Origin of the sequence: Paenibacillus sp. FSL L8-0708, assembly GCF_038009325.1 — a bacterium.
GTDB lineage: Bacteria > Bacillota > Bacilli > Paenibacillales > Paenibacillaceae > Paenibacillus_AQ > Paenibacillus_AQ odorifer.
The window spans coordinates 109,297-132,993 of record NZ_JBBPBC010000001.1; the positions used below are offsets into that span (position 1 = coordinate 109,297).

At 45.2% G+C, this 23,697-nt stretch carries 22 protein-coding genes and 2 riboswitches; of the genes, 11 read left to right on the forward strand and 11 right to left on the reverse strand.

All coding sequences use genetic code 11. The features are described from left to right. Positions 1-59: 59 nt before the first annotated feature. Positions 60-875 carry a flagellar motor protein MotB gene (gene motB, locus NYE58_RS00510; RefSeq protein WP_076130384.1) on the reverse strand — a complete coding sequence of 272 codons (816 nt, stop codon included), beginning with the start codon at positions 873-875 and terminating at the stop codon, positions 60-62. Next, positions 859-1,659 carry a flagellar motor stator protein MotA gene (gene motA, locus NYE58_RS00515; protein ID WP_036679967.1) on the reverse strand — a complete coding sequence of 267 codons (801 nt, stop codon included), beginning with the start codon at positions 1,657-1,659 and terminating at the stop codon, positions 859-861. The genes motB and motA overlap by 17 nt, the downstream gene beginning before the upstream one ends. A gap of 206 nt (positions 1,660-1,865) precedes the next feature. Here motA and NYE58_RS00520 point away from each other — a divergent pair, with 206 nt between their 5' ends. Then, complete coding sequence (locus NYE58_RS00520) at positions 1,866-2,159, forward strand: hypothetical protein (RefSeq protein ID WP_036679966.1); 294 nt, start codon at positions 1,866-1,868, stop codon at positions 2,157-2,159. A gap of 228 nt (positions 2,160-2,387) precedes the next feature. After that, positions 2,388-2,675, forward strand: coding sequence for a 4a-hydroxytetrahydrobiopterin dehydratase (locus NYE58_RS00525; protein WP_076130383.1), 288 nt, complete (start codon positions 2,388-2,390; stop codon positions 2,673-2,675). Between the two features lie 81 nt (positions 2,676-2,756). Here NYE58_RS00525 and NYE58_RS00530 read toward each other — a convergent pair whose 3' ends face one another. The 6 genes from NYE58_RS00530 to NYE58_RS00555 all read right to left on the reverse strand — a co-directional run bounded on the left by NYE58_RS00530 (position 2,757) and on the right by NYE58_RS00555 (position 8,609). Then, complete coding sequence (locus NYE58_RS00530) at positions 2,757-3,113, reverse strand: c-type cytochrome (RefSeq protein ID WP_036679962.1); 357 nt, start codon at positions 3,111-3,113, stop codon at positions 2,757-2,759. Between the two features lie 127 nt (positions 3,114-3,240). Next, the gene (locus tag NYE58_RS00535; protein ID WP_076220343.1) at positions 3,241-3,726 is read right to left on the reverse strand and encodes a GNAT family N-acetyltransferase; all 486 of its coding nucleotides are present in this window, start codon (positions 3,724-3,726) and stop codon (positions 3,241-3,243) included. Between the two features lie 189 nt (positions 3,727-3,915). Next, positions 3,916-4,407 (reverse strand): C40 family peptidase, encoded by a 492-nt coding sequence (locus tag NYE58_RS00540; protein ID WP_341000893.1) that lies wholly within the window; start codon positions 4,405-4,407, stop codon positions 3,916-3,918. 5 nt (positions 4,408-4,412) lie between these two features. Further along, positions 4,413-4,555, reverse strand: a riboswitch (cyclic di-AMP (ydaO/yuaA leader). 362 nt (positions 4,556-4,917) lie between these two features. Then, the gene (locus NYE58_RS00545) at positions 4,918-5,346 is read right to left on the reverse strand and encodes a C40 family peptidase (protein WP_076130394.1); all 429 of its coding nucleotides are present in this window, start codon (positions 5,344-5,346) and stop codon (positions 4,918-4,920) included. 57 nt (positions 5,347-5,403) lie between these two features. Next, a riboswitch (cyclic di-AMP (ydaO/yuaA leader) is annotated at positions 5,404-5,542 on the reverse strand. Between the two features lie 218 nt (positions 5,543-5,760). Then, positions 5,761-6,591, reverse strand: coding sequence for a hypothetical protein (locus tag NYE58_RS00550; RefSeq protein ID WP_076187222.1), 831 nt, complete (start codon positions 6,589-6,591; stop codon positions 5,761-5,763). Positions 6,592-6,602: 11 nt separating this feature from the next. Next, positions 6,603-8,609: a M1 family metallopeptidase gene (locus NYE58_RS00555; RefSeq protein ID WP_341000894.1), complete on the reverse strand. Its 2,007-nt coding sequence runs from the start codon at positions 8,607-8,609 to the stop codon at positions 6,603-6,605. 103 nt (positions 8,610-8,712) lie between these two features. On the opposite strand from NYE58_RS00555, the gene NYE58_RS00560 reads away from it, so the two are divergent. Beyond that, positions 8,713-9,219, forward strand: a complete 507-nt coding sequence (locus NYE58_RS00560; protein ID WP_036679953.1) for a YwhD family protein — start codon at positions 8,713-8,715, stop codon at positions 9,217-9,219. Between the two features lie 79 nt (positions 9,220-9,298). Here NYE58_RS00560 and NYE58_RS00565 read toward each other — a convergent pair whose 3' ends face one another. After that, entirely contained in the window at positions 9,299-9,772 is a 474-nt protein-coding gene (locus tag NYE58_RS00565) for an AbrB/MazE/SpoVT family DNA-binding domain-containing protein (RefSeq protein ID WP_038568063.1), read from the reverse strand. 204 nt (positions 9,773-9,976) lie between these two features. Beyond that, the gene (locus tag NYE58_RS00570) at positions 9,977-12,043 is read right to left on the reverse strand and encodes a transglycosylase domain-containing protein (protein WP_280753842.1); all 2,067 of its coding nucleotides are present in this window, start codon (positions 12,041-12,043) and stop codon (positions 9,977-9,979) included. A 181-nt stretch (positions 12,044-12,224) separates the two neighbouring features. Here NYE58_RS00570 and NYE58_RS00575 point away from each other — a divergent pair, with 181 nt between their 5' ends. The 3 genes from NYE58_RS00575 to argS all read left to right on the forward strand — a co-directional run bounded on the left by NYE58_RS00575 (position 12,225) and on the right by argS (position 16,148). Then, the gene (locus NYE58_RS00575; RefSeq protein WP_341000896.1) at positions 12,225-13,397 is read left to right on the forward strand and encodes a hypothetical protein; all 1,173 of its coding nucleotides are present in this window, start codon (positions 12,225-12,227) and stop codon (positions 13,395-13,397) included. A 625-nt stretch (positions 13,398-14,022) separates the two neighbouring features. Further along, entirely contained in the window at positions 14,023-14,466 is a 444-nt protein-coding gene (locus tag NYE58_RS00580; RefSeq protein WP_036679946.1) for a DUF1934 domain-containing protein, read from the forward strand. Further along, positions 14,463-16,148 (forward strand): arginine--tRNA ligase, encoded by a 1,686-nt coding sequence (gene argS, locus NYE58_RS00585; RefSeq protein ID WP_036679944.1) that lies wholly within the window; start codon positions 14,463-14,465, stop codon positions 16,146-16,148. The genes NYE58_RS00580 and argS overlap by 4 nt, the downstream gene beginning before the upstream one ends. Before the next feature lie 127 nt (positions 16,149-16,275). Here the strand turns inward: argS and NYE58_RS00590 are convergent, their stop codons facing one another. Continuing rightward, positions 16,276-17,442, reverse strand: coding sequence for a S8 family peptidase (locus tag NYE58_RS00590; RefSeq protein ID WP_076278006.1), 1,167 nt, complete (start codon positions 17,440-17,442; stop codon positions 16,276-16,278). A 460-nt stretch (positions 17,443-17,902) separates the two neighbouring features. Here NYE58_RS00590 and rpoE point away from each other — a divergent pair, with 460 nt between their 5' ends. The 5 genes from rpoE (at position 17,903) to NYE58_RS00615 (ending at position 23,544) form a co-directional block, all read left to right on the forward strand. After that, complete coding sequence (gene rpoE, locus NYE58_RS00595; protein WP_036679939.1) at positions 17,903-18,451, forward strand: DNA-directed RNA polymerase subunit delta; 549 nt, start codon at positions 17,903-17,905, stop codon at positions 18,449-18,451. Between the two features lie 324 nt (positions 18,452-18,775). Beyond that, entirely contained in the window at positions 18,776-20,383 is a 1,608-nt protein-coding gene (locus tag NYE58_RS00600; RefSeq protein WP_076130377.1) for a CTP synthase, read from the forward strand. A 270-nt stretch (positions 20,384-20,653) separates the two neighbouring features. Next, positions 20,654-21,040, forward strand: coding sequence for a response regulator (locus NYE58_RS00605; RefSeq protein WP_036679935.1), 387 nt, complete (start codon positions 20,654-20,656; stop codon positions 21,038-21,040). 207 nt (positions 21,041-21,247) lie between these two features. Then, positions 21,248-22,102: a class II fructose-1,6-bisphosphate aldolase gene (fba, locus tag NYE58_RS00610; RefSeq protein ID WP_036679934.1), complete on the forward strand. Its 855-nt coding sequence runs from the start codon at positions 21,248-21,250 to the stop codon at positions 22,100-22,102. A 188-nt stretch (positions 22,103-22,290) separates the two neighbouring features. Next, positions 22,291-23,544, forward strand: a complete 1,254-nt coding sequence (locus NYE58_RS00615) for a UDP-N-acetylglucosamine 1-carboxyvinyltransferase (RefSeq protein ID WP_036679932.1) — start codon at positions 22,291-22,293, stop codon at positions 23,542-23,544. Positions 23,545-23,697 lie beyond the last annotated feature (153 nt).

The following is a 23,697-nucleotide window of genomic DNA, read 5'->3' on the forward strand; positions in this document are numbered from 1 at the left end:
AAGAGCTGTCCGGGGTCTAAGACCTTTGGACAGCTCTTTTTATTACCTTACGAAATCACTTATTCAGCAGAGGGAACAATCCCTGTGAACTCTTTGGATTCTTGATATTTGCGAATGATGGAAACCTCTACCCGGCGATTCTTGCTTCGGCCGGTAGCTGTGTCATTATCCGAAATAGGATGATATTCGCCGTATCCAATCGCACTAAATTTGCGCGGATTTAGATTTGTGTTCTGCAGCAAAATCTTCATGAACTGAAGTGCCCGATCCGCACTCAGATCCCAGTTGGATGAATAGTTGCTATTGGAAATCGGAATATCGTCGGTGTGCCCTTGCACTACTACATCATAATCCGGGAATTGCTGCAGCATCGTTGAGATGGATTTAGCTAATTGCCGCGAATCATCCTTAACAATGGCTTGGCCAGAGGCGAACAATGCGTTATCACTGATCGTAATCATTAGCTGAGATTGATTAAGCTTCGTACTGAGCAGATCAGTTAGGCCGTTGCTCTTAATATATTGATCGAATTGTTTCTTAAGCTTCTCTAAATCCTCTTGTTCCTTTTGTCGTAGCTTTGCCATTTCTGCTTCTTCAGCTTTCTTGGAGGTAGAGCTACCCATCTTATCATTTTTGCCCAGATCTTCTTGAGTCTTACTAGGCATTGCTGCCCGCTCTTCAAGAATACCTGTACCGCCATTAAGTGCGGAACTGAAGGCTTGACTCATCTCTTCAAATTTCTTGGCATCCGTTGCGCTCATAGAATACATAACGATGAACAGAGCCACCAGAAGAGTCATGAGGTCGGAATAAGGTAACAGCCACGATTCATCGGCATGTTCTTCATGCTCTTCGTGTCTAGTCTTTTTGCTCACCTGATCCACCGTCCTTCTCATTTAACTTAACGCGTTGCGAAGGTGTTAGGAATACAGCAAGCTTCTGATTGATGGCAATAGTAGATACACCGGACTGTATGGACAAAAGACCTTCGACCATCATCATTCGAACTTCGATTTCTTGTTTGGAGAGACGTTTCAGCTTATTAGCAATAGGATGCCATAATACGTAACCTGTAAAGATACCAAGCAAAGTGGCGATGAAGGCAGCCCCGATTGCCGCAGCCAATTTGTTCATATCACTCATATCAGCCAGAGCGGCGATGAGGCCGATAACCGCCCCGAGCACCCCAAGGGTAGGAGCATACATACCTGCCTGTGAGAAAATGAGCGCTCCTGCTTTATGTCTATCCTCTGTGGCGTGGATATCCTCCATGAGGACATCACGGACAAAATCCTGATCATTTCCATCAATGATCATCCGCATGCCATTCCTGAGGAAGTTATCTTCTATTTCATCGACCTTTGATTCTAGAGCCAACAGACCTTCACGCCGTGTGATAGAAGCCCATTCCATGAACATAGTGATTAATTCGGGTTTACTGATTAATTTCTTTTTGATAAAAATCATTTTGAACAGACTTGGAATCTTTTTGACCTCGTTGAAAGGAAAGGCCATGAAAATAGACGCTGCCGTACCCACCAAGATAATAACGTAAGCAGCAGGTGTGGCCAAAGCATGAAGTGGAGCGTGCTTGAGGATCATGCCCCAGATTACAGCAACCAAACCAAAAATTAAACCAATTATTGTTGAAATTTCCATTTTGCACCTCGTCCGTGAGATTTAAGATGTGTTCCGACAATGCCGCGTATATCATCCTTGAAACAGCGGCAGGGCACTCTGTGCGAAACCGAATTAACGTATATTCTTATTTATCGACATCATTCGGTTTTTTGTGAAGTCATTTTTTCGGCTATAATGGATAAGGTAAGTAATTATTCATCTGTGAAGAAAACGGAGTGATATACGTGGGTGTAAAGCATGGTAGAGATTACGGTGAAATTCTAACAGATTTGACCGAAGCCGTCGGACGAATTTCCGATGGATATTTATTTTTTGAGATGGATCCGGACGAGTGGCAGGAACTACCCCAAGAATCAAAGCTGGAGGTATGGGAAGCATTGGCTGAGGATCTTTTCTTCGCGCTGGGTAATGAACCTATGATTGAAGTGGGGAGCGGCGTAATTATTTACGATAAGGACACGCACCGCATTAATATTTTAGTTGGCGAAGAGGATTTGGCTTCAGTAGTTTTGATTTAGGCAGAGGAGACGTCTGGACGTAATTTGCCCGTAGTTAGTAGCCCGTGTTAAAATTGATAAAGCCGAGTTATAATCGCTGGGATTTGTGAATACATTAAATCGAAAATATCGCCTTTATCCTGGCACATCCCTTGGACCTCAGAAGCTAAGGGATGTTTTGTTTAACGCCTAAGTCAAGTAAAGGGAACTGCGCACTTTACTGCAATTTTTTGTAAGGGAGGAAACGAATTGTTATTTACGGAAGAGGAACTGCGTGAGGAGATCACCAAGCTGGAGGGCTGGAAGCTGGATAATAATGTTATGGTGCGAAAATATATGTTCAGCCAATATATGAAGGGCATTGCGTTCGTTGATGAAGTAGCCACGATTTCAGAAGCCTTCGATCATCATCCACATATTACGATTGATTATAAAACAGTTACCCTGCGACTTGAATCTAATGAAGAAGATGGGATTACGGCTCTAGATCTTCGAGCGGCGCATGAATTTAATGAAGCCTTTGAAAAAAATCATTAGTTTAGCCAAAATCATAAAATAAACGCCCGTGCATAGATAGTCACCTATCTCATACACGGGCGTTTTTAGTTGCTTGATGGGTTACTTTTTCTCTGAGAGCCAGAGTGCGACGTTGGCGATCTCTTCAGGGGCTAGCTTCTCCTTAAAGGAAGGCATTTGACCACGTCCTTTGGTGACGATGCTGTAGATTTCCTCAGCGTCATGCTGGCCGCCTTCATTCTGAAGACTTGGTCCAACTCCACCTTGAAGCTGATCGCCGTGACAGGTGATACAGCTGGCTTTCACGGTTGCTTCTGCCTTTGCTGCGTCCAGTTGAACTACCGGCATCGTGGGCTTATTTTCTTCCGCTACCTCTTCTTTACCCGGAAGTGTAAACATGAGTACTACCGCAAAGGCACAGGCGGCAAAAAACAAACCGCTCATGATCCATTTCTGCATCCCAATTCGTCCCTTCTATGTAAGCTGCTCCCTACATTATAGCTTATGGTGAAGCGTTATCATAGGGTTTGTGACAAAAAAATGAACGAGAATACAATCATTCTTATGAAATTTCTGGTATTTAATATCATTTGTCATAGACCATGCAATAAAAAGGTTTGTCTCCTGTAGGTGTGCGGCGTTCATACGTATCTGTAATCGTAAATCCACATTTTTGATAAGTTCGAATGGCGCGTTGGTTCCAGGTCAGGACTTCGAGATCTATCTCACGATCAGGATAACGATTCAAGGCTGTCTGGACGATGGCATCCACGAATAGTTTGCCTAAACCATGGCCGCATAGATCGGGGCGCATCCCAACCCCTAAACGGACGACTCCTTCCATAGGGAACAACTGTGCGAATCCGCATAAAACCTCATGTTCATTTAATATGGAGATATATTGTTCCTCCCGGAGCTGCGGATCGCCAAACTCGATGCCAAGGGCCTGCATCTGCTCCCACGGCATCCAGCCATAAATATTATATGGAGGCGTATAGCTCCACTTACAAATAGCTTCTCCGTGAATTGCCTCCATAGGAACTACATGAAAAGTTACCGAGGGATTTATCATAAGGTCAACGATCTCCTTTCACGAGGACATTGCTATATTACTAATTATATACAAAATGGGGGAGGTTCGACTCAGAAAATTTATATGAGGGGAATGTTTTACAAATTATGAGAGGGGTAAATAAGTAATAAGACAAAAAAACAAGCTCTCCTCCAAGAATTACCTTGGAAAAGAGCCTATGTACGTTATTTATTGCACATCATCATTGTCTTCCGATTCAGCAGCAACCGATTTGTAAGCATCTGTGCTCATAATGCGCTTGGCACCAACGTAGCGTTTCACGTAGTAGCTATCACTCAGAGAGCTAATGGTAACACCGCGTGAGGTAGAAGCGTGTGCGAACTTACCTTCACCGACATAAATGCCGACATGGGAGACACCTTTGCCACTTGTATTGAAGAATACAAGATCTCCGGCTCTTATATCATCACGGGAGATTGCTGTGCCCATTTGATATTGGGAACCTGATTGGTGTGGAAGGTTAATGCCAATCTTATCAAACACATACATTGTAAATCCGGAGCAATCAAATCCGTTAGTGGATATACCGCCGGATACGTATTTAGTACCGATGGCCTTGTCAATCACTTTATCCATTTTGGAATCTGCGAAAGCGCTTCCTGCTCCGATGGTGAGGATGATGGAAAAGCTTAGTACTGCTGCTGCTAACTTCTTCTTCAAAAGTGTATACCCCTTCCAAATGCCTACGAGGTTAGCTTAAGGGTTCGGTTGAAGGTCCCCTATGACCCCTCTATATAATGGAGGTCAATTCACCCAAAGTTGGTTCCCCCGTTTTCCTAATAGTTAGGAAACTCGGCTCATACTGTTGATTAGGATTAGCTTGTAATCAATACATGACAAAACCTTTGTAAATAACAACTTAATGATTACAAAAATGTTACTAAAATCTCACTGCGCTAATTGTAACAAACAGAAAGCCGCTTGGCAATCGTTTTTAACATATTAATGCAGAAAAATTGGCATTTTTACGGTAGAAAGGCATATGTAAGCGTTAATAATGACCTAATTTTTAATATAATTGCAATTTTTATCAAATAAACGTGTTTCAATTGGGCTCTAATAGTGTAAAAATATATTATGGAAAAAAGAAAAACCCGAATTTGATTACGGGCATAATCAGATTCAGGTTCATATAGTTGTAATTATGAGGTTATAGTTGTGAGGAAGGTTTCAATCGAAGGCTACAGCTTGATAAGCTGAAGTACTCATTACTCTTTTAGCGCCAACATAACGATTGGCCCAGTAGGCCTGACTGAGTGAAGTGATGGTTACTCCACGCGAAGAGGACGATTGTGCGAATTTTCCGTTTCCAACATAAATGCCGACATGGGATACTCCATTGCCAAGTGTGTTAAAGAACACTAGATCACCAGAACGCAGATTGCTTTTGGATACAGCAGTTCCAACGCTATATTGAGCTTTTGATGTACGAGGTAAAGTAAGACCTACATTCTTGAATACATATTTTGTAAATCCAGAGCAATCAAATCCGGCAGTGCTTGTACCTCCGGTTTTATAGGCAACTCCAATAGTCTTTGAGATTACAGTGTCCATCTTAGAGTCGGCAAAGGCGCTTCCTCCACCAATAGATAATGCCATTACAAGTCCTAGCGCCGCAGCGACGCATTTTTTTCTTAAATTATGTCTTTTCAAAAGATGTACTCCTTCCAAGGCCTGCGAGGTTAGCTTAAGGGTTCGGTAGAAGATTCCCTATGATCCCTGTAAAGCGAGATCAATTCACCCAAAATATGGTTCCCCCACTTCCCGGTGCAAAGGAATTAGGCGTGTTAAGCACCAAGAGAATGACGTTTCGACAGTTACACTTACGATAAATACATTTAGTTATGTAGGAATCGTTTCAATTGATTACAAAATTGTTACTAATAGCACAGGACTTATTGTAACAGAGCTTTTATGATTTTGCAAATACTCTTCAGTTATCCGTAATGAGAAAAAGTCCCAGCTCCTGAATACAGGAATTGGGACCTTTTTATTATGTCAAATAAGGTTAATTTATTGTGGAAATGCTTTGCTACACCATAGATGATATTGTGCAGAGATTCCCCACATTTTTAAGAGCGTAGAAGGTAGTGGTGAGATTTGCCGTATTATAAGTGCCGGCAGGCCGGGACAGAACAGACCCGTCAGTCCGCACACTAGCAGTAAGAGCAAGCCTCCCGCACCAAGTACAATGGAAACACCTATAGCAGGAATCAGTGACCGCAAGCAGATGAACAGTGAGGAGAACATTCCTGTACCGCCGGTGTAACCAAACTGCATATATAGAAGAAACAGGCGCACGATAAAAATATATATAAGCCATGCCAATACGTATGGTACTAAATGAAGTAACAAAGTGTAGTTAAACAAAGAGGATAAGAACAGCCCGTACATTTTTGGAGCAAGCCAGTAAAGCGGCAGCAGGGTCAGAACCCATTCGATTAGGCTAAAGACTAAGACAGGTAGTCCATAGATCTTCATGCCGGGGAAAAAGAACAGTCCGCGCTCGCCCCTTCGCTCCTGGTGGAGCTCATGCAGCAATCCTGCCCTTATGAAAGGAGAAAGCAGAAGTCGCAAGACAACAAGTCCTAGAAGCATCCATAACCAAGTGCGTATCGCAGGGTCAGTATTCAAGCTGAACTGTCCCTCGATATAATACAACAGTCTGCCCATACCGCTGCCGCCGGCGTCTTTATCTGGATAGCGCAGTAGAATTGGAATAATAGCAGATCGGATGAAACCATACATAAAGTAGCCCCAGAGCAGTCGGTAGATGAAGAGCAGAATTAAAATATAAAATTGCTCCTTCATGCTTTGCCAGCCGCGGGTTATCGATGTTCTCACAATCATTCACCTCACCAGACAAGAGTTCCGAGCACGGTTTCAAGTAGTTTAGTTACACTTAACGTCCAGCGAGAGAGCGTCTTGGGCTCTATTTCCGCCAGCCTAAAGTTGTTTAAATGTTTGCTCTCCAATAAGATGGAATGCTCAGGGTCAATCTCAGCAGAGAGAAGAGGCTTATCGCTTAACAATTGAAACGTAGTCTCTGCTCCTTCACCGTTCCAGACCCGCTGCACCGAAGAGCTGTCGGCGAATGTGAATTTCACGGGAACATCAACGTAATGGCTCCCTTTATTTGAAATCTTCACTAATGATTCGTAGCTTTGAGCATCGCCGCTGTTATTTTTTTTAAAAGTAATCGTATCTACTGAGAAGTCAGGCGCCCCATCGCCATAAATGTAATCATCGAAATATGCCTGCCATGATTTTTTGGTTACCTTCTCAACCACTTTCTGAAAATCTGCCGTAGCGGGATGCTGGAAACGGAACTTACGAGCGTAGGAGGACATGATGTTGTTCATTGCTTTGGTACCTACCTGGCGTTCGATATCTTTAAGTACAAGCTTGCCGCGGATATAAACATTTCGGCTATAGGAATCCGCCCCTGCATATTTCCACGTTTCCAGATTTAACGGCTCAGGTATAGTTACCAGGCTGGCCTGTAAAGGCAAATTAGACTTGATACCGTATTCTTGTTCCATAAGTCTGTCTTCGGCATAGGAAGTAAAGCTTTCATCCAGCCAAGCCTCCTCGAATTCATTGCTGGCTACCATACCGTAGAAGTATTGATGGCCGATCTCATGAATGACGGTTCTTTCAAGTGAGGTATCTGGAGAAGAATCCGCGGCCCCAAAGGCTGTAATAAGGGTAGGATATTCCATTCCTCCCGCGCCGTTTCCCTCCTTAGGTGGGACGATAATAGACAGCGTAGAGTAGGGATAAGGGCCATACCATTTGCTGAAGTAGGTCAGGGCAGCCTTGGCAGCTTGAAGGTAACGCTCTTGTAAGTCTTTGTGCAGAGGGTCGAGATACACCTTAATTCGCACTCCAGGCACCTCCGGCGTAGAGAAAGCTTCCTCTGCTACTGTAAAATCAGGGGATGCAGCCCAAGCGAAATCGTGGACATCATCGGCGTAGAACTGATATATTTTCTGATCTTGTTTGAGCTTGGCATTTTTTACAGGAAATCCGGTCGCTGCCACCGTATAGTTGGAAGGAACGGAAATCGTTACATTAAAGATGCCAAAATCACTGTAAAACTCAGAAGTTCCGTGATACTGATGCAGGTCCCAGCCTTCTTCTTTAACTCCGCGCGTGCCCTTAGGCTCGTATACACTAAGCTTAGGAAACCATTGCCCAGCCATAACGAAGTTACCTGAAGCACCCATGCGAGCAAAGATTTTGGGCAGCTGGACTTCATACTGAAGCTTAAGTGTTACACTTTCCCCACCATTAACAGGCTGAGGAAGATGTACCTTTAGGAGTGTCTTATCGTTGATATTGCCGTCATCAGGTTGGACATATTGCACTCTTTGCATTAGCGAAGTTCCTTCTGTCGTGCGCAGATCGGTCAGCGTCATATTTCCGAAGCCGTTCTCAGGCATGCTGTCGCCTCTGAGCGTCCCCCCGGATTCCTTCATAAAGGTGGTATCTGATGAGGCAAATGCATTTGGATACATGTGAAAATATAAATCACTTACTGGCTTTACTCCGGGGTGTGTCCAGGTTACTGTCTCAGAAGCTTTTAAGGTTTCTGTGTCAGGAACAAGCTGGACATCAATGTGATACTCGACTACCCGCTGGCTTAAAGCCTCCTCTGCCGGGACGGGTGCGCTCTCAGGCAATACCTGCTGTGGTACGGCTGCAGGCGCTGTGCCGCTGGAGGACTTGGCCTCTTTTGAAGCAAAGCTAGTAACAGAAGCTGTTGAGCTATCTCCTGAAAAGGCCCATATTCCTCCTCCCAGCAGCGCGAGGATGGCCAGGGTCGCAAAGATGATGTACTTTAATGACAGTGACTTCATAGTGTGATTCCTCCCGTGACAAGCATCTACGGGATGTATATGTTTGCAATCGCCGCATTATTAGCTAAAATTAAATTATTCGTAAGAGGAAGGGTGTGCACTCGTGGACAACATACAACCGGAGGGCAAGAAACAGATTGCCTTAAATATTGTGAACGCTAAAAGTAAACATAAAGGCTTTGGAGCAGGCTCTATAGATCTCAACAACGTTTCACCTGTCATTATTGATGGTGATGTGGCGGTTATTGATATCGGTGCCATGCATGCCAAGAGCAAGGTGGAAAAAGGAATTAAATTTTCCATGAATCGTGAAGATGTACCGAATGGAAGACAGGTTTGGGTGGTATGGGTAGCGGTAGACCGTACATTGGAAGCTCAATTTTATGGTGGAATCACAGCCTGTGAAATGTGGATTGATACAGAAGCGCGCCGCGGATGGAAAATTCTTGCCGAGCATGTCAATAAGCTGGATGCAGCTCTTAAACGCAAGATCGATGTGGCAGGGCTTGGAGCCATTGAGAAGTCGGCGCTCAAATCCCTTCTGATCTCTCATAATGAAGCATGGTGGAATGCATCCTCAGATGAGCTTAAAGCTGCACTGACTGAATAGTATAGGAGCCTCCAGAAGGGTTATCCGATATAAAAAAAGCTTCGACCTCCGGAAATAGGAGCGTCGAAGCTTTTTTAATTTATGATTTGCTTGTACTGCTAAGCTTGCGTTTGAGCTGACTCACTCTGGCTTGGCTAATCCCGAGGATTTCTGCAAGTTCTTTTTGGTTGGCATAGGGATGATCTTCAATAGCTTGTTCCAGACGTTGGCACATTTCCTCTGTCTTCGACTTTCGGATGCTGGTGTTGTGCTCTGGTGCCTCAACAACAAAATCCTCACGTGACTCTGGCAATTGAGACATGCGTTCAGGATCGACAATTTCTTTTAGACAGCTGCTACAAATAAACTGCTCTTTATAGTAGGTGACATGGTCGTGGCTTCTGCAAAATGTACACTCTGTCGAGGTGTACTTCCTAAGGACGATGATTTTTTCGTCTAAAACAAAAAATTCGATAGGATCACCAATGTCGATATTACGCGTCATACGGATTTCTGCGGGAACCACAATTCTCCCAAGACTGTCTAAACTCCGGATCATGCCTGTATCCTTCATCCCATGTCCCTCATTTACATCAATTTATTTTGGTTTCTAATAACTATTATAGCAGTAATTGAGAGTTAAGAGAATGGGGTAAGCATAATAAATAAAACGGTTACATCCCTTATGTGATAAGTGATATTTGAATTTGGAAATTCTGTTGTTACTACAATATATAACTTATAAAAAAGAAAAACCCCTTCAATATAAATGAAGAGGCTAATTCAACCACCAGCGTTTAATGTTCTTCCATAGGGAACGGTTCTCTTCCGCAGGATCAACCTTGCTTTGTGTGTCATCGACAGCAGGAGCGGCGCCAGTTCCATGCAATTCGCAGTACTCGGTGGGCTCAGTTCCACTAATAAAGGTTTCCAGTTCTTTGTCGGGACATGCTGCTGTAGCAAGTTTACCGGATTGTGGATTGACGTATACGCTGACCACTCCATCTGGAATGGGGAAAATTTTTGGAGGGACATTTTCCAGCGCTTTTTCAGTAAATTGGGCGAAAATGGGAGCCGCACGCCGTCCGTCGGTAGTTGCGATGTCGCGCCCCTTGTCGTATCCAACCCAGACTGCCGTGGATAGCTCCGGGGTGAATCCTACCATCCAGCCATCTGTATCCGTAGTGCCGGTCTTGCCGGCTACCGGACGTTTGATTATGGAAGCCACACGATTACCCGTCCCCCCAGTCTCGAATACCCCCTCCATTAAACGAGTCAGGACATAGGTAGCTGAAGGTTCTACGACGGTTACTCCTTTGGGTTGAGGTGCTTCATACAGGACCATGCCATTTGAATCGGTTATTTTTAGAATGGCTGTGGTCGGCATTTTCTGACCGCTGTTTCCAATTACAGCAAAAGCCGCAGCCATTTCAAGCGGACTGATCGGTGAAGTGCCTAGTGCCAGCGAAGGTACGCTTTGAAGTGGACTGTCAATGCCCATCTTCGCAGCCATTTCGCTCACTTTATCCGCGCCGATCTTCATAATTGTATTAACAGCATAGATATTGTCCGATGCTGCGATAGCTTGCCGCATATTAATTTCACCCAGATACTTATCCCCAAAGTTTCGGGGCTGATACGTTTTGCGGTTGTTATCATAATGAAACATCGTTGGCTGACTATTGAAGACCGAAAGTCCTGTCATCTCTTTGGAAGAGAGTGCGGCCAAATACATAATCGGCTTAAAGGAAGAACCCGGCTGGCGTGTGGTGGCCAAAGCATGATTGTACTGGTTGGTACGATAATTTTTTCCGCCGACCATTGCTTTGATGTAACCGGTGCGAGGATCGATGGATACAAGCGCAGTCTCCAGATCACTAGTTTGATCCATCTCTTTATCAACGGCATTTTCTGCGGCATGCTGCATGTCAGGGTCAAGGGTGGTATAGACATTTAGTCCGCCTTGCTCCAGCTCATCATTACTGATGTGGAGCGATTCTATAGCCAAATTGCGGATATAATCCCGGAAATAAGGCGCAGCTACAAGCGTATCCTTTTGTCCTTGCGGCTTGAAGTTTAAGTTCTCTTGGACAGCTTGTCCGGCTTCTTCCTGAGTGATATTACCTAAATTCGCCATGACGGTCAGGATGATTCTCTGGCGCTTTTTAGCATTGTCCATGTGGTTGTATGGTGAATAATAGGTAGGTCCCTTTGGAATTCCAGCCAGCATGGTACTCTCTGCCAGGTCTAAATCAGCTGCAGATTTACCAAAATACATCCGTGAGGCTGCTTCAATGCCGTAAGCACCGTGGCCATAATAGATATTATTTAAATACATGTTCAGGATTTCATCTTTGCTGTATTTCATCTCCAGCTGCATCGTATAGACAGCTTCTTTAGCCTTGCGCGTCCACGTTTTTTCATGGGATAGGTAGAGGTTACGTGCGAGCTGTTGAGTTAGCGTACTAGCACCCTGCGACCGGTTCCCCTCTTCCAGATTGACAAGAACAGCTCGTGCCATCCCTTTCAGATCAAATCCGGAATGCTCATAAAATTTACGATCCTCGACTGCTAGTGTAGCTTCAATGAGCAGGGGAGAAATTTGACTTAATTTGACGGGTTCACGGCTGCGGCCGTCTGAGGTAAAGGTGGCAAGAACATTGCCCCGGGAGTCAAACAGCTTGGAGCGCACATCATCGCTAATCGGTGGAAGATCTTTTTGATATAGATAACCGAGCAGAGCTCCGGTGGTTAATACAAATAATATGATCAAGGCTGCCAGCAGCCGAAATAAACGCCGGAAGCGGCTTTTTCGTTTCGGTGGATTCGTTGATTCGCGTGTCATGGCACCAGACTCCTTTCTTTCATATTATGGGGAAGGATCTGGAAGGATATTCATTAGGGATATGGAGGGTAACAAATTGTTTCTATTTTGTGATTGTTTAAGGTAGATAGGGTATCCTCTCTGGCGGTATAACAGAGTAGGGATTGTGAGTAAGGGTATATACATATTAGGAGGTGTCATCATGAAATGGACGAAAAGGATTCATAAGACGACAATAACCGCCCTCTCGGCGACGCTTATTATGGTTTCAGGCTGGAGTGCACCTGTAACTTCTGTACATGCTGCACCAGCGACTTGCGGCACGGGAGATCACGGCTTGCTACAGGCCCTGCAAAACAAGCATTCAGGCGATGTATCCACACCGCTTAGCTTTTCTGATGTTCAGTTTTTGAATGGGAATATTGGACGGGCAGCAGGTAATGGATTTATGATTGGTACCTCTGACGGAGGTTGCCATTTTCAAGAGATCTATCAAGGCCAATGGAGCTTCAAACAATTCGATTTTCCCGATAATGTACATGGCTTTGCTCTTGCTTCTGTAGAGGAGGGGCAGGCTCAATATTTAATTGGTACCTCTAACGGTGGCTCGGAGTGGAAGAGACTTTCGAACAATGCCGTCAGCTTTGAAAGAATAAATTTTATCGATAGTAAGAAAGGTTTTGCTTATGAGAGAGCCGCCACGTTTTACACCAAAGACGGGGGGCTGAGCTGGAGTAAAATTTCCACCCCACCCAATACACGAGGCGCTTATTTTAGTGACCGGAATACCGGCTGGGCGGTTGTAATCGTGCCGGGAAGCGGATATCGGGTAATGAAGACCACAGATGGAGGGGGAACTTGGAGCCTTTCATTGAAGGCGGCTTTTGCCGAGCCCGAGTTTGGACAAATCTCCGCTAAGGGAGATCAGGTCGCTGTATTGCTCTATGGCGGTACGGGGATGAGTCAGACCTCTTACTCGCTGTATGAAAGTGCGAACAGGGGGAAAAGTTGGAATCGTGTGATCGCTCAGGAAACTGCCGGCGGCGGACCTGCGCCAGGCAGTGGCAAGGCTGAATTCAATAAAGGGCCAGCCGCTGGCAAACCCGGGAATCTGCAGCTTGTGGGAAACAGCACATCTTTTTTAGTGGGATTTTCCCCAGCAGCAGAGAAAGTGGCAGTTGGACGCTCTTATAACGGCGGTAAGCAATGGGCTAATCTTCCGGAGCTCGCTGGTTATGACGGGGTAACTTCCTTTACTAGTAATAAAGAGGGCTGGCTCGCCATCCATGAGCTTGATTACTCTTCCTTGTATGTGACCAAAGACGGCGGAGCTTCATGGGAACGCAGGTTTTCTTTAAAAGTGATGACCCAATAATTCTCTTCAATAAAAAATATAAGGGTCCGAAGTATTGTAAACATCGCAAATAGGCAGCAGAGCAGCGATTCTCCGGATACTTGGAGAATCGCTGCTCTGTATTTTTTATCCTTGGTTGCTTGCTTGAATAGTACCCTTATCAGTGGCCTTATCAGATCCCTCATCCTCGGAGGGGTACGGACCCAGTTGACGTTATTTGCAAATTTTCGGCCTTTGGGATAGCGTTTCGGACTCCAGTAACACTATTGCCTAGAAAGAGGTTCAAATGGGTTGCTTTTTATGCCAATAGCGACTAAGGGGTCCGTTATCACACCGAATATGGAATCATACTGCGTTTAAGGTCATCTATGTCCGATAGGTGCTTGGTAGGTGCAAATATAATCGAAGTAAATGATATACATAGAGAATGGACGTTCAAAGTGTGCTTTTAATCATCAATATGGTAATATTTTATGTGCTTATGAAGATATGCTTGATTCTGTATTGAAATGCTTCTTTGAACTGGATTATAGTGTACAATGGGAAAGCGAAATAGGCCTTTGATTAATATAAAAATGTTTAAGCTTTGCCATTAGACGTTTTTCTTATGCAGAATGCAGAGGCTTGCAGAATGGAGGAACGTGTGATGCCTGAAATACAGTCTGACAAATATGATGTCTCTATTACGCTCGTGAGCCTTCAAGATGGTCAGCGAAATGTTATGGAAGCGAATGGAGAAGTAACATCCAAGGGACCGCATCTATATATTCAATATGAAGAATTAGAGCAGGGTCCTCGCGGAGAGGAAGTTTCTGTTCGTACAACGATAAAGATTGCAGGCAATCAACTGAAGCTAATCCGCCATGGCGGGATTCAGTCGGAGCAGAGCTTTGAAGCTGGACGGCGTCTGCCAGGATTCTACCGCTCGCCATATACGCAGTTCAATCTTTCTACGGAAACGAACAAGCTGGAAGTTGTGCGCGAAGGGCGTTCTTTAACGGTTGCCTGGGAATATGATTTGTACGTTTACGAGGAATTGACAGGAAAGTTCGCTATTAGTTTGCATATACAGGAGGAACCGAAATTATGACACATAGTAAGAATCCGTTAGAGCTTGTAAATGAACGGGTAAAAGAAGCCATCGCCGATGCGATTGTGAATGCTGGGCTGGTTGCACCGGAAGAGGTTCCGGATATTGTACTTGAAGTACCAAGAGATAAGGCGCATGGTGATTTGGCTACGAACGCTGCTATGCAGCTGACCAAAATTGCTAAACGTAATCCACGCCAGATTGCTGAAGCTATTATTGAGCATTTGGATACGAGCCGAGCTTCTATTGAGAAAGCGGAGATTGCAGGACCAGGCTTTATTAACTTTACCCTGTCTAAGAATTACTTGTACCCAATCATCAGCCTTGTTGCTGAGCAGGGGGATGACTATGGCCGTATTAATCTGGGTCAAGGTCAGAAGGTTGAAATGGAGTTCGTCAGTGCCAATCCAACGGGTAGCCTACATTTAGGGCATGCCCGTGGTGCTGCTGTCGGTGATGCGCTGTGTAATGTGCTTGATTATGCAGGTTATGAGGTGACCCGGGAATATTATATTAATGATGCCGGTAACCAAGTGGCTAATCTGTGTAAATCCATTGAAACCAGATACCTGCAGGAGCTGGGTCAAGAGGCAGAAATGCCGGAAGATGGTTACCATGGTGAGGATATTAAGGGTTTTGCGAAGGAGCTTGTGGCAGAAAAGGGCGATACCTTGCTCGAGATGAGCCCTAGTGAGCGCGCTGCTTTTTTCCGGACCTATGGACTTAATAAAGAGTTGGATAAAATTAAACGTGATCTAGGTCTTTTCCGTGTAAACTTCGATATCTGGTTCAGTGAAACTTCGCTGTATGAGAACGGAGAAGTACTGCGCTCGCTGGACGAGCTCCGTGATCGTGGAGAAGTGTACGAGCAAGATGGGGCAACCTGGCTGCAAACGACAAAATACGGGGATGATAAAGACCGTGTCTTGATCAAAAATGATGGCACATATACCTACCTTACCCCGGATATTGCTTATCACAGCGATAAGTATGGCCGTGGTTACGATAAAATGATTAACATTTGGGGCGCTGATCACCATGGTTATATTCCGCGGATGAAGGCGGCAATGTCAGCACTTGGCAATGATCCTGAGAAGTTAGTGGTTCTGATTGCTCAGATGGTCAGCCTGTTCCAGAATGGTGAAAAGGTCAAAATGTCCAAACGTACCGGCAAAGCGGTTACGATGGAAGATTTGATGGAGGAAGTAGGAATCGATGCGATTCGTTATTTCTTCACCATGCGCAGCATGGATTCTCATCTTGATTTCGATATGGATTTGGCGATCTCTACTTCTAATGAAAATCCTGTATTCTATGTTCAATATGCGCATGCGCGTATTTGCAGTATTTTCCGTCAGGCAGAGGAGCAAGGGATTTCTATCCCTGATTACGCGGAAATTGACTTCTCCAAGCTGACAGCAGTGCATGAATATGACCTGCTGCGCAAAATTGGTGAGCTCCCGGCAGAAATCGCTGTTGCGGCTGAAGGTTATGCTCCACATCGCCTCATCCGTTATGTATATGAGCTGGCTGCGATGTTCCACAGTTATTACAAAGCTGAACGTGTAATTACTGAGGATGCTGCTCAAACCGTGGCGCGTCTTGCACTGCTGGGCGCAACACGTACTACTATTGCCAATGTACTGCGTCTTGTCGGAGTTTCTGCACCGGATCGCATGTAAATCAACAGCAAACGACAAAAAATCCGCCTTCCGGTTTCCTGGGGGGCGGATTTTTCTTTGCTGCCGTTCTTCGCACCGACATCAGCTGCGCTAACGTCAGAGTGACCCACCCGGTGCCCGGGCGGGTCTACACGTTCGCGGAGACCGAACGCTTCGCCCTTACTCCTGCTCTCAGCAGGCGTAGGGCATCGGCAGAGCCGCCGCCTAGGGATGCGCGGCGCTGCCCCTTACGCAGCCGCACCGGGGACGCGGTGCGGCGCAAGAGCAGCTTCAGCTCCCTTGGCGTGAGGCCCGGTCGCAGTGCGAGCAGCAGTGCTGCGGCTCCCGTGACATGCGAGGTCGCCATGGAGGTGCCGCTCATTTCTTTGTAGCCCTCCTTCAGCCAGCAGGAGGGCACGCCTTCGCCGGGCGCGTATACATCGATATATGAACCGCGATTGCTGAAGCCGGCAACCCGGTGTCTTTTATCGATGGCGCCCACGGCTATCGTCTCGGGATAACGTGCAGGATAGTCCCCGCCACGTTTGCCGTCATTCCCAGAGGAGGCAATGACGGCGATTCCGGCCCGATACGCTTTTATAACCACATTGTGGAGCGCCTTGCTTCTAGTCTTCATTCCAAAGCTCATATTAATGACGTCGATTCGGTTCTGCACACACCAATCAATACCTAGCACAATATCGGATACATAGGCTGATCCACTATGATCAAAAGCCTTGACTGGATATAGCAGCGCTCGCGGCGCCACTCCCATCATTCCGCGATTCCCCCCTGCTGCCGCTAAGGTTCCGGCGATATGAGTTCCGTGCCCATTATCATCCAGCGGCAGCATTCCGCGGTGTAGTAGGTTGACTCCAGTGGCTAATGAATGCTTCAGATCGGGATGACGGTAATCCGCGCCGGTGTCAATGACGCCGATTTTGACGTGAACTCCGGTTGATTTAGACCATGCCTGAGGAGCATGAATCGCTTTCACCCCCCATGGGAGCGCTGCAATTCCGCTTTTTTCGTTAGCTATGGAATGGATTTGGATTTGCAGATCGTCTTCGACATTTAGAAGGTCTGTAAATCGGTTCATCAGCTTTCCGGCGGCAGCGGGCACGAAGAAGGCCCGAATCAGCGGAGATACCTGTACTTGCCGCAGCTCGGGCTGCTTTGCTTTTAGAGCCTTCCATTGGGAGAAAGCTCCGGCATACTGGCGGGGATCGTTGAAGGTAAGAATACGCCGCTCACCATTTTTGGGGGCAACCGATATTTCTTCAAGAAGCATGTTCCAAAATTTGTAATAGTCCATAGGTTTCGCTGTCCCTCCTCGGTGCCCTGCTGCCATATTGTATGAGCGGAGGGAGGGGTCCGAATGGGAACTTGCCCTTTTTTAAGGAAATGGGCTGCCCAGCGTGTCAAAAGACGGCGCTTTACATAAAATAAACAGAAGAGATTAAAACTCTCTTTGTAACATCCCGTAAGGAGCCGATCCTTGGCGTGGATACAGTCATGCGCGGAGGTCTTCCTCCGCCTTTTTAAATCCCATTTCTAAAAACTTTGGGTGCGGCGAACCTTGCTACAATTACATATCAACTCTTCTTGATGAAGACAGGTTTCCTGTATGGATAATAAGCAGGAGGCTTTTTCTGTTGGGCGGTTCTTGCATTTGACTTGCATTTTGTTGTTAAATAGGTTTTACTTAGTTTTGTTAATGGATATTATTGAAATAAACCGTAATGTGAACAATGCGTGAGAGGAAGTGTCCTTTAGTGAGTACGCCACTCAATTTAAAGCTAGACCCTGAGAAAGTTAAAGAAATGCCAATGGTGGATCTTGCCTTTCTGGTGCTTAAAGCAGCCAATACACCGTATTATTACCGTGATCTGATGGTCGAGGTAGCCAAGTTACGCGGCATGACCGATCAAGAAAGCCAAGATACTATTGCCCAGTTATATACCGAGATTAACATTGACGGGCGTTTTGCCTGTGTCGGAACCAACCTTTGGGGACTGAAACGCTGGTATCCTCTTGAGCGCTCCGATGATCCGGTTGGTAACACTAAACGGGTTCGCATCATCAACGATGAAGACGATGATTTAGAAGATGACGATTTTGCTGATGAAGAAGAAAACTACACAGCTGAAGAAGAGGATTTCGACGCTATCGATGAAGATCGCGACGACCTCTATTCTGACGACGACAGCGAAGAAGAAGTCGACGAAGATGTCGTGATCGATGAAGATGACATAGACGAAGACGATACGGACGAAGACGATGCAGAAGATGGCGACGATGAAGATTCCGAGGATGACAAGTAAGATCAATAATCAGAGAGTCTTGTCTGTGGCATAATTCCTCCCTTGACAGTGGGGGATCGTCAGAGTAAACTATTGCATGGGCTTATCATGTAAGTTAATAAACGTGTTTTCTAAAATAAAAAGTGCCCCGGTTCTACGGGTGTCACTTTTTTGTTTTTTTAGATGCAAAGTAGCTGTAGATTAATGGAATTTGAGGGATGACCGTTTATGTTTTCCCCGGTGAATTAAACTTTTGATTTCCCCTGTTTTGATGATAGTAAAACGGGTTACGATAAACACCATGTGCCGCTTTTATGTTTGGACTTTATTTAGGAGGGTTTTACAGTGACAAAGTATATTTTTGTAACGGGTGGCGTTGTGTCTTCCCTGGGTAAAGGCATTACCGCCGCTTCGCTGGGCAGGCTGCTCAAGAACAGAGGTCTAAAGGTAACGATTCAGAAATTTGATCCGTATCTTAACGTAGACCCTGGAACAATGAGCCCTTACCAGCACGGAGAAGTCTTCGTAACGGATGACGGTGCAGAGACTGACCTTGACCTTGGGCACTATGAACGGTTTATTGATATCAATCTGTCGAAGAACAGCAATGTGACGACAGGTAAGATCTATTCATCCGTAATCAGCAAGGAACGTCGTGGAGAGTACTTGGGTGGAACTGTACAAGTTATCCCGCATATTACGAATGAGATCAAAGAACGCGTGTTCCGCGCGGGCCGCGAGACCAACTCTGATGTTGTTATCACAGAGATCGGCGGTACTGTAGGGGATATTGAAAGTCTTCCGTTCCTGGAAGCGATTCGTCAAATCAAGAGTGATATTGGCCGGGAAAATGTGATGTATATCCACGTAACCTTGATTCCTTATATCAAGGCTGCTGGAGAAGTGAAGACGAAGCCGACACAGCATAGCGTTAAAGAGCTGCGCAGTATCGGTATTCAACCGAATGTCATCGTGTGCCGTACGGAATATGAGCTTTCCGCAGATATGAAAGCCAAAATCGCACTCTTTTGCGATATTGATGCTAATGCTGTTGTGGAATGCCGCGATGCTTCGACGTTATATGAAGTTCCATTGAACCTTCGTGATGAAGGATTGGACGAGATTGTTGTTAATCATTTGAAGCTTACAACACCTGCGCCAGATATGCGCGAATGGGAAAGTATGCTTAGCCGGATTCAGAAATTAGAGAAGACAGTAGAAATCGCAATTGTAGGTAAGTACGTAGCACTGCATGACGCTTATTTGAGCGTTGTTGAATCACTTTCACACGCAGGTTTTGCTGCGAATGCAGAGGTTAAGATCCGCTGGGTGAATGCAGAGGAAATTACGGATGAGAACGTGGACGAAATGCTGCGTGGTATTGGCGGTATTCTTGTTCCTGGTGGTTTCGGTGATCGGGGAATCGAAGGTAAAATCTCCGCTATTCGTTATGCCCGTGAGCAATTGATACCTTTCTTTGGCATTTGCCTTGGAATGCAGGTTTCTGTAATTGAATATGGCCGTTCTGTTCTTGGACTACAAGGTGCAAACAGCTCCGAAATCGATCCAAATACACAATATCCATTGATTGATTTGCTTCCTGAGCAAAAAGATATTGAAGATATGGGCGGCACTATGCGTCTTGGGTTGTATCCTTGTAAGATTATTCCGGACTCTCTGGCAATGTCTTGCTATGATGATGAACTGGTATATGAGCGTCACCGTCACCGGTATGAGTTCAACAATGCTTACCGTGACGAAATTGAAAAAGCAGGACTGGTTATCTCCGGAACTTCTCCGGATGGCCGTCTAGTAGAGATCGTAGAGCTTCCAGAGCATCCGTGGTTCCTCTCGGTTCAATTCCACCCGGAATTCACTTCACGTCCGAACCGCCCGCAACCGCTATTCCGTGAATTTGTCAAAGCCTCTTTGACCCATTCCGAGCAGCAATAATTTATACACAGACAGAAAGAACCCTCGGTTCTTAAATAGTCGAAGAGAGCCTTCATCCGAAGGCTCTCTTTTTGTATTACCCTTTAATAGAAATATTGTAACTGACATTTATTTCATTTTAGACTCTTTATTTACCCATTTTATCCAATTAGCAGGATTTGGACAGTAAAGCACGAATAATAGGTTTCGTATGGAGTAGTTTCTAAAGGGGCCGGTCGCTGTGGAGAGCGCGGTATAGTCAATCTGCCTTAATTTCTGGGAGGGTATCGTATGGAAAAGAAGAAAGTATTAATTGTCGATGATCAGAATGGGATCCGGATTCTTCTTATGGAAGTGTTCAATAGTGAGGGATATACAACATTTCAAGCGGCTAACGGAAAATTGGCATTAGACATTGTTCGCAGCGAGTCACCCGATTTGGTCTTACTCGATATGAAAATACCGGGAATGGATGGACTCGAGATTCTGAAGCATCTAAAGGAGATCAATCCGTCCATTAAGGTCATTATGATGACGGCATATGGTGAACTGGACATGATTAAGGAGGCGACCAAGCTAGGGGCGTTAATGCATTTTACAAAGCCGTTCGACATAGACGAAATGCGCGTAGCGGTAAACATGCATCTTCATAACAAGTCTGTGGATCAATGCAGTTAGAACGGTGATTTCTGTATCGGTCCTATTTCGCGTGGTGACTCCGAAGAGGATGAGTGTAATTGTTATATGGGCTGGATAAAAATCGTCCCACCGGGACATTTTTTTGTTTACCCTATTTAGTATTTGACACAGGATGTGCTATAATAAGCCTGTATGTGATGTCGGTTTAAAAACATAGCCAACCAACATTCTTAGGAGGATGAAACCATGCCATTAGTATCTATGACAGACATGTTGAACAAAGCACTTGAAGGAAAATATGCAGTAGGTCAGTACAACATTAACAACTTGGAGTGGACTCAAGCTATTCTTGGTGCCGCTGAACAAGAAAAATCACCAGTAATCCTTGGTGTATCTGAAGGCGCAGCACGCCACATGGGCGGCTTCACTACTGTTGTTAAAATGGTTGAAGGTCTAATTATTGACATGAATATCACTGTTCCTGTAGCTATCCACCTTGACCATGGATCTAGCTTTGATAAATGTAAAGCAGCAATTGATGCTGGATTTACATCCGTAATGATCGACGGTTCCCATCACCCAATCGATGAGAACATCGATATGACTAAAAAAGTCGTTGAATATGCTCACGCTAAAGGCGTTTCTGTAGAAGCTGAAGTAGGTACTGTTGGTGGACAAGAAGACGACGTTATCGGCGGCATCATGTATGCTAAGCTTGATGAGTGCGTACGTATTGTGAAAGAAACAGGTATCGACACCCTGGCTCCTGCACTTGGTTCCGTTCATGGACCTTACCATGGCGAGCCTAACCTCGGATTCAAAGAAATGGAAGAAATCCGTGACGCTACTAACATCCCAATGGTTCTTCATGGTGGTACAGGTATTCCTGAACATGACATCAAGAAAGCCATCTCCCTGGGTACTTCCAAAATCAACGTGAACACTGAGAATCAAATCGTGTTCGCAAAAGTGGTTCGCGAAGTTCTAGCTGCTAAACCTGATGCTTACGATCCACGTACATTCATCGCACCAGGCCGTGATGCAATCAAAGAAACCGTTATTGGTAAAATTCGCGAATTTGGATCCAACAACAAAGCCTAATCATTGTAGCTTCCGCCTCAGGTGGACAAGCAATTTGTTAAAGGATAGGGCTATTACTCTGTCCAGTTGAATAGTTTGATGAGGAAAGCACACCGCTTAGCCGGTGTCTTTCCATTTTCATCACTAAAAGTCCACAGCACGTATTGCCCACCCAGCTGCAATACACGTAGGGGGAAATTGATAAATCTATGGAAAAATTAATGATTGGCGGTGGACGTCCGCTAGAGGGCGTTGTAACCATCAGTGGAGCAAAGAATAGTGCCATCGCGCTTATTCCTGCGGCAATTTTGGCCGAATCTGAAGTTGTTCTGGATAATTTACCGTCCCTTAGTGATGTAGCCGTTTACTCCGAAATCTTGCAAGAGCTTGGCGCTAATGTATCCTGGTCAGGCAATCAGATGAGAATTGACCCTTCACGTATTGTATCTATTCCAATGCCCAATGGGCCGGTTAAGAAACTTAGAGCTTCGTATTATATGATGGGAGCTCTGCTTGGAAGATTCAAAGAAGCGACAATAGGTCTTCCTGGTGGCTGTAATTTTGAACCTCGTCCAATTGATCAACATATCAAGGGATTCGAGGCTTTGGGAGCAACAGTTACCAACGAACATGGTTCTATCCACTTATATGCAAAAGAGCTACGCGGTGCGAAGATTTATCTGGACGTATCAAGCGTAGGTGCCACTATAAACATCATGCTGGCGGCTTCACGAGCCAAAGGCTCTACAATTATTGAAAATGCGGCTAAAGAGCCTGAGATTATAGATGTAGCTACCCTATTGAACTCTATGGGCGCTGTTATTAAAGGCGCTGGTACAGAAACCATCCGGATCGAAGGGGTCTCGGAAATGCACGGTTGCCGTCATTCCATTATTCCCGATCGGATTCAAGCAGGAACTTATATGATTGCCGCTGCGGCTACGCGCGGTAATGTGTTGATAGATAATGTTATTCCTAAGCACTTGGAAGCCTTAACAGCCAAGCTTTTAGAGATGGGCGTGGATATTGAAGAGCTTGATGAAAGTATCCGAGTTATAGGTAGAGCTAATTATGAACATGCAGATGTTAAAGCACTGACCTATCCTGGATTTCCTACAGATTTACAATCTCCTATGACAAGTATGCTGACACAGGCAGAAGGGGTTAGTGTGCTTAGCGATTTCGTCTACAGCAACCGCTTCAAGCATGTGCCAGAGTTGGTAAGAATGGGCGCAAAGATTCGTGTTGAAGGCCGATCTGCAATTATTGAGGGCAGTAAACTTAATGCTGCAAAAGTAAAGGCAGCTGATCTGCGTGCGGGTGCAGCCCTTGTCATTGCCGGGTTAACAGTAGAAGATGGTATTACTGAAGTGACCGGCGTAGAGTATATTGATCGTGGTTATGATAATTTAGTGAGCAACCTTCGGCAACTTGGTGCTCATGTTTGGCGTGAGAATGAATAATATTAGGATATCCCGCTTGGAAGGAGTATTAATTTGCGGCCAAACCGCATATTTCCTTCCATTTGGGGTAATACTAACCTAATGAGCATTTTAATAGAATCATATTTTTGCCTAGTAGATAGACTAGGAAGAACTCATTTAAAAATTGAATAG